A 5136-nucleotide genomic window follows, 5' to 3' on the forward strand; every position below is an offset into this window, starting at 1 on the left:
CTGAGGGCCCGCGGCGGATGGTCCCGGGCTCCCGGGGCGCCCGGCACGGCATGATGGGAGCACAGGAGGTCACCGCATGTCACCCACCCAGCGCCCGTTCACCCCACGTCGTGCCGTCCCGCCCCGCCGCGTTCCCTCCGGGGAGGTGAGGGCGTGACGGCGGGCGGACCTTCCGGGAGTCGCGGGCTCGTCGTGGGCACGCTGGTGGTGCTGGTCCTCGCCGTCGCCGGGTACTTCGTGTACCGCTCCACGCAGGGGGCGCAGGCAGGCACGGGCCGAGTGGACGTCACGGGCCAGCCCACCCTCGGCGGAACGTCCGCGAAGGCGCAGATCGTCGTGTTCGAGGACTTCAAGTGCCCCAACTGCCAGCGCTACGACGCCGAGGTCTACCCGCAGGTCAGGAGCGAGCTCGTCGACAAGGGGCTCGCCACCTACACCTTCGTGAACTTCCCCTTCCTCGGGCCGGACTCCCGCACCGCCGCGATCGCCGGGGAGTGCGTCGCGCGGCAGAACGCGGAGCTCTTCTGGCCCTACAAGGACCTCGTGTACCGCGCGCAGGGTCCCGAGACGACCGAGTGGGCCACGCCCGATCGGCTCGTGGAGCTCGCGAACATCGTCGAGGGCATCGACACGGGCGCGCTGCGGACGTGCATCGACGACAGCGCCACGGCCGCGGCGGTGGACGCGGACCTCGCGCTCGTGAAGCAGTACGAGGTGACGGGCACGCCGACGGTCCTCGTGAACGGCGCGAAGGTCACGGCGACCTTCGACGCGATCCGGCAGGCCGTGGAGGGAGCGTCGGAGTGAACGCGGCGGCCCGGCTGTACCTCGCGTGGCTCGTGGCGCTCGGCGCGACGCTCGGCAGCCTGTACTTCAGCGAGGTCCGGCACTTCGTGCCGTGCACGCTGTGCTGGTACCAGCGGATCTGCATGTACCCGCTGGCGGTGCTGCTGGGGATCGCGGCGTACTCGGGCGACCTGAGCGTGAGACGTTACGCGCTGCCGCTCGCGGGCGTCGGCTGGCTGGTCGCGCTCTTCCACGTGCTGGAGGAGCGCGGCGTGGTGAGCGCCCCGGCGGCCTGCTCGGTGGGTGTGCCCTGCACGGTGAAGTGGATCGAGTGGTGGGGGTTCGTGACGATCCCGGTGCTGAGCCTCACGGCGTTCACGCTGCTGCTCGCGCTGCTCGCGCCGCCTCTTCGGGCGCGCGCAGCGGCCCTGCGCGCCTGAGCTCAGGTGCCGTCGAGGCTGCCGCGCACCAGCATCAGTCCCAGCAGGTACGGCTCCGCCTCCTCGCCCGGCCCATCCGTGGAGCCGAACTCCCGCGCGAGCGCGTCGAGCCGCGCCCGCAACTCCTCCGCGCGGGCGCGGGACAGGCGGACCTCGCCCCAGCGGCCCTTTGTGGGGCCGGCACTCGCCTCGCGGCGCGGCCCGAGGTTGAGCTCCAGCTCCCCGAGCGCGTTGAGGCGCAGCGTCACGAAGGACGCGTCCCGCAGGGTCGCGTCGCCCGCGAGCCGCTCGACCGCGCGCGTCGCGAAGGGCAGGTACAGGGCGTTCACGAGCTCCGCGAGGGTCGCGGCGTCCGTGAGGGCGTACGGCACCTCGAACGCGCCCGCGACGGCGGCGTAGCGCTTCACGGGCCGTCCACCCCGCGCGCACGTGCCCCGTCACGTGCGCCACTCCCGCCGCGACGACCCGTCCGAGCCTGGTGGTGGACGCGGCCGAGCGGCACGCCGAGGTCCCGCGCGATCTCCGCGGCGCCCGCCTCGCCCCGCATGAGGCGCTGCAGCAGCGAGGAGTAGCGCAGGTCGAGCAGCAGCCGGGCCTGCGCGGGCGTGGAGGCGGTCAGGACCGGCGCGGTCGTGACTTGGGTCATGCCATGAGTGTAGAGACACGTGGACGGCCCAGGCAAAAGCGAGGGGCCGCTCGGGTCCGTCAGGCTTTAGGATGGCGGGCATGAACCGAGACGAGGCGTACGCGCTGATGGTGGAGCACACCCCGAGTCCCTCCCTGCAGCGGCACATGCTCAACGTGGAGGCCGCGATGCGCTGGTACGCGCGTCACTGGGGCGAGGACGAGGAGCTCTACGCCGTGACGGGTCTCCTGCACGACTTCGACTACGAGCACCACCCCTGGGTGGAGGGCACCTCGGAGGGCCATCCCTTCTGGGGCGTGGCGTACCTGCGTGAGCACACGGACCTGCCCGAGGAGGTCCTCACGGCGATCCTGGGGCACGCGCAGTACTCGGGCGTGCCCCGGGAGACGCGCCTCGCGCGGACGCTGTTCGCGGTGGACGAGCTCACGGGGCTCGTGCAGGCCGCCGCGCTGGTGCGGCCCGACAGGGACGTGCGGCAGGTGGAGCTCTCCAGCGTCCGCAAGCGCTTCAGGACGCGGTCGTTCGCGGCGGGCGTGAACCGTGACGAGGTGGAGCAGGGCGCGCGCGAGCTGGGCGTGGATCTCGACGAGCACATGGGGAACGTGCTCGCCGCGATGCAGGCGATGGAGAACTAGCGGGCCGCGCGGCGGCGGGCCTACTCCTCGCTCAGTCCCACGCCGAAGCCCTGGTCGAGCAGGTCGGGCGAGTACGTGCGGAAGGCGAGCATCGTGGAGGTGCGGGTGATGCCCTGGATGCGGCGGAGCTCGCCCGTCACGACGTCGTCGAGGTGGTCGTAGTCGGGGAGGCGCAGGACCGCGACGATGTCCCAGTCGCCCGTGACGCTGTAGACCTCCTTGACGTGCGTGACGCGGGCGAGTTCCGCCGCGGTTTCGGGGATGCGGGCACGTTCGGCGTTGACGAGGACGATGGCGGTGACCATACGCTCATTGTGCATCGCCGCGCGTGGCGGTCAGCGCAGGAACTTCTCCAGTCGGCGGGCGACGAGACGCGCGACGCGTCCCCTGAGGCCGCGCTTCGGCGGCTCGCCGTACCCGTAGGGGCGTCCGGCGGCGGCGAAGCTGGTGCCGCGCAGCCTGCGGCGGGCGTATTCCTTGACGGCGAGCTTCACGACGATCTTGAGCAGTTGCTTTTTCGACATCTCGATCCTGCTTACGGGGTGCGGGCCGGACGCGTTCCTTGGGACTCCTCTCACGTGGCGCTCGCGCTTGTCGACCCGCACCTCGGAGCGTAGGCTGTCCGCATGACCACAACCCAGCCTGACGCCGCCGAGCGCGCGGCGAGCGAGGTTCACGCGCAGGTCGTCGCGTGGCGCCGCCACCTGCACCAGCACCCCGAGCTGTCCTTCCAGGAGCACGAGACCAGCGCGTACGTGGAGGCGCAGCTGCGCGCCATGCCGGGCCTGACCGTCACGCGGCCCACGCCGCTGAGCGTCCTGGCCGTCCTGAGGGGCGGGGCGGGGGAGGGCCGCACCCTGATGCTGCGCGCCGACATGGACGCGCTGCCCATCCACGAGGAGGCGGACGTGGAGTTCGCGTCGAGCGTGCCGGGCGTCATGCATGCCTGCGGGCACGACGGTCACACGGCGATGCTGCTCGGCGTGGCGAAGCTCCTCGCGGACCGCGCGGGCGAACTCACAGGTGAGGTGCGCTTCGTCTTCCAGCATGCCGAGGAGCTCTTCCCGGGCGGCGCGCAGGAGGTCGTGGACGCGGGCGTGATGGAGGGCGTGGACGTCGTGGTGGGCGCGCACCTGTTCTCCACGCTGCCCGTCGGGAAGGTCGCGGTGCGCGCGGGTCCGACGATGGCGGCGCCCGACACCTTCGAGATCGTGGTGCGCGGGCGCGGCGGGCACGCCGCCCACCCGGACCAGACGGTCGATCCCGTCGCGACGGGCGCGCAGATCGTCACGAACCTGCAGCATCTCGTGGCGCGCGTCCGCGATCCGCTGGAGCCGCTGGTGGTGTCCGTGACGCAGTTCCACGCGGGCACCGCCGACAACGTCATCCCGGAGACGGCGACGCTCGGGGGGACGGTTCGTTCCTTCGATCCTGAGCTGCGCGCCCGCGTGCCGGAACTGATGGAGCGCGTCGTGCGGGGCGTGTGCGACGCGCACGGCGCCACGTACGAGCTGCGTTACCAGATGGGCTACCGCGCCGTGCACAACGATCCGGAGGTCACGGCGGTCATGCGGGAGGTCGTGACGGACGTCCTCGGGGCGGACGCGCTCACGGAGGGCCGTCCCACGATGGGCGGCGAGGACTTCAGCGCGTACCAGACGAAGGCGCCCGGCACGTTCTATTTCGTGGGCGCGGGCAACGAGGCGCTCGGGATCACCGCGCCGCATCACCACCCGAAGTTCATGGTGGACGAGCGCGCCCTCGACCTCGGCGTGAGGGTGATGGTCGAGGCGGCCGAGCGCCTCACACGTCCCGTCTGAACCCACTCCCGTGAGCATTCCCTGTGAACTCAGGGGCACTCTCCTGAAGCTGATCTTGACCCAGACTCGGCCCCCCATCGGGGGTCGGGTTTCGTATGGCGCGCTCTTGACAGTCCCGGAGGCCAGGTGTTGAATCGATGTAACCGATTACACGAACGCAGGCGGGAGGCCCGAAACGGCGTCCTTCGCCGGTCCGTGACCGGTTCCACGGCCGCCTTCCCGGCGGTCCCACCCACCCAGAAAGCCGAGGAGTCATGAAACCCACCATCAAGGACATCGCCACCGCGTCGGGAGTGTCGAAGGGAACGGTGAGCCGCGTCATCAACGGCCACCACGCCGTCGCGCCCGTCACGCGCGAACGCGTCCTCGACATCATGGACCGCCTCGGCTACCAGCCCGACCCGGCCGCCCGTCACCTCTCGTGGCGGACCGGACGGACCCTCGGCCTGTCGCCCGCCCCCGGCGATCCGCTCCTCTCGCCGTACCACGTGCTGTTCAGAAGGGCGCTCGAACGCGAGACCGGCCCGCTCGGCCTCACCCTGCGCGAGATCTCCGAGCACGACCATCTCGCCGAGGCCCAGCGCCTCCCGAGCGCCGTCCTGATCATGCACGTCCGCGACGAGGACGCCCGCCTGCCCGTCCTGCGCGAACGCAGGGTCCCCACCGTCCTGATCGGGCACCAGCCCGACTGGCCCTGGGTGGCGCCCGACGACCTCGGAGGCGCCGCGCTCGCCGCGCGGCACCTCGTGGAGCTCGGGCACCGCGACCTCGTGTTCCTCGGCCAGGGCGACAGCCAGGTCGCGCGCGAC

At 71.8% G+C, this 5136-nt stretch carries 9 protein-coding genes; 5 read left to right on the plus strand and 4 right to left on the minus strand.

Features of this window, described 5'->3' with window-relative positions:
• Positions 1 to 153: 153 nt before the first annotated feature.
• Both DEIPI_RS0110950 and DEIPI_RS0110955 read left to right on the plus strand, forming a co-directional pair.
• The gene (locus DEIPI_RS0110950; RefSeq protein ID WP_027481804.1) at positions 154 to 807 is read left to right on the plus strand and encodes a DsbA family protein; all 654 of its coding nucleotides are present in this window, start codon (positions 154 to 156) and stop codon (positions 805 to 807) included.
• The gene (locus tag DEIPI_RS0110955) at positions 804 to 1226 is read left to right on the plus strand and encodes a disulfide oxidoreductase (RefSeq protein ID WP_027481805.1); all 423 of its coding nucleotides are present in this window, start codon (positions 804 to 806) and stop codon (positions 1224 to 1226) included. Before DEIPI_RS0110950 ends, DEIPI_RS0110955 begins: the two co-directional genes overlap by 4 nt.
• Positions 1227 to 1228: 2 nt before the next feature.
• Here DEIPI_RS0110955 and DEIPI_RS0110960 read toward each other — a convergent pair whose 3' ends face one another.
• Together DEIPI_RS0110960 and DEIPI_RS0110965 are read right to left on the minus strand one after the other, a co-directional pair.
• Complete coding sequence (locus tag DEIPI_RS0110960; RefSeq protein ID WP_027481806.1) at positions 1229 to 1633, minus strand: hypothetical protein; 405 nt, start codon at positions 1631 to 1633, stop codon at positions 1229 to 1231.
• Positions 1630 to 1872 (minus strand): hypothetical protein, encoded by a 243-nt coding sequence (locus tag DEIPI_RS0110965; protein ID WP_027481807.1) that lies wholly within the window; start codon positions 1870 to 1872, stop codon positions 1630 to 1632. Before DEIPI_RS0110965 ends, DEIPI_RS0110960 begins: the two co-directional genes overlap by 4 nt.
• 80 nt (positions 1873 to 1952) lie before the next feature.
• On the opposite strand from DEIPI_RS0110965, the gene DEIPI_RS0110970 reads away from it, so the two are divergent.
• Entirely contained in the window at positions 1953 to 2507 is a 555-nt protein-coding gene (locus DEIPI_RS0110970) for an HD domain-containing protein (RefSeq protein WP_027481808.1), read from the plus strand.
• A gap of 20 nt (positions 2508 to 2527) precedes the next feature.
• Here the strand turns inward: DEIPI_RS0110970 and DEIPI_RS0110975 are convergent, their stop codons facing one another.
• Together DEIPI_RS0110975 and DEIPI_RS0110980 are read right to left on the minus strand one after the other, a co-directional pair.
• Positions 2528 to 2812 carry an Lrp/AsnC family transcriptional regulator gene (locus tag DEIPI_RS0110975; protein ID WP_027481809.1) on the minus strand — a complete coding sequence of 95 codons (285 nt, stop codon included), beginning with the start codon at positions 2810 to 2812 and terminating at the stop codon, positions 2528 to 2530.
• 30 nt (positions 2813 to 2842) lie between these two features.
• Complete coding sequence (locus DEIPI_RS0110980) at positions 2843 to 3031, minus strand: hypothetical protein (protein WP_027481810.1); 189 nt, start codon at positions 3029 to 3031, stop codon at positions 2843 to 2845.
• Between the two features lie 102 nt (positions 3032 to 3133).
• On the opposite strand from DEIPI_RS0110980, the gene DEIPI_RS0110985 reads away from it, so the two are divergent.
• Both DEIPI_RS0110985 and DEIPI_RS30305 read left to right on the plus strand, forming a co-directional pair.
• Positions 3134 to 4327: a M20 family metallopeptidase gene (locus tag DEIPI_RS0110985; protein WP_027481811.1), complete on the plus strand. Its 1194-nt coding sequence runs from the start codon at positions 3134 to 3136 to the stop codon at positions 4325 to 4327.
• A 254-nt stretch (positions 4328 to 4581) separates the two neighbouring features.
• A partial coding sequence (locus DEIPI_RS30305; protein WP_157463610.1) for a LacI family DNA-binding transcriptional regulator occupies positions 4582 to 5136 on the plus strand: 555 nt, incomplete at its 3' end.

The organism is Deinococcus pimensis DSM 21231 (genome assembly GCF_000519345.1).
Taxonomy (GTDB): domain Bacteria; phylum Deinococcota; class Deinococci; order Deinococcales; family Deinococcaceae; genus Deinococcus_A; species Deinococcus_A pimensis.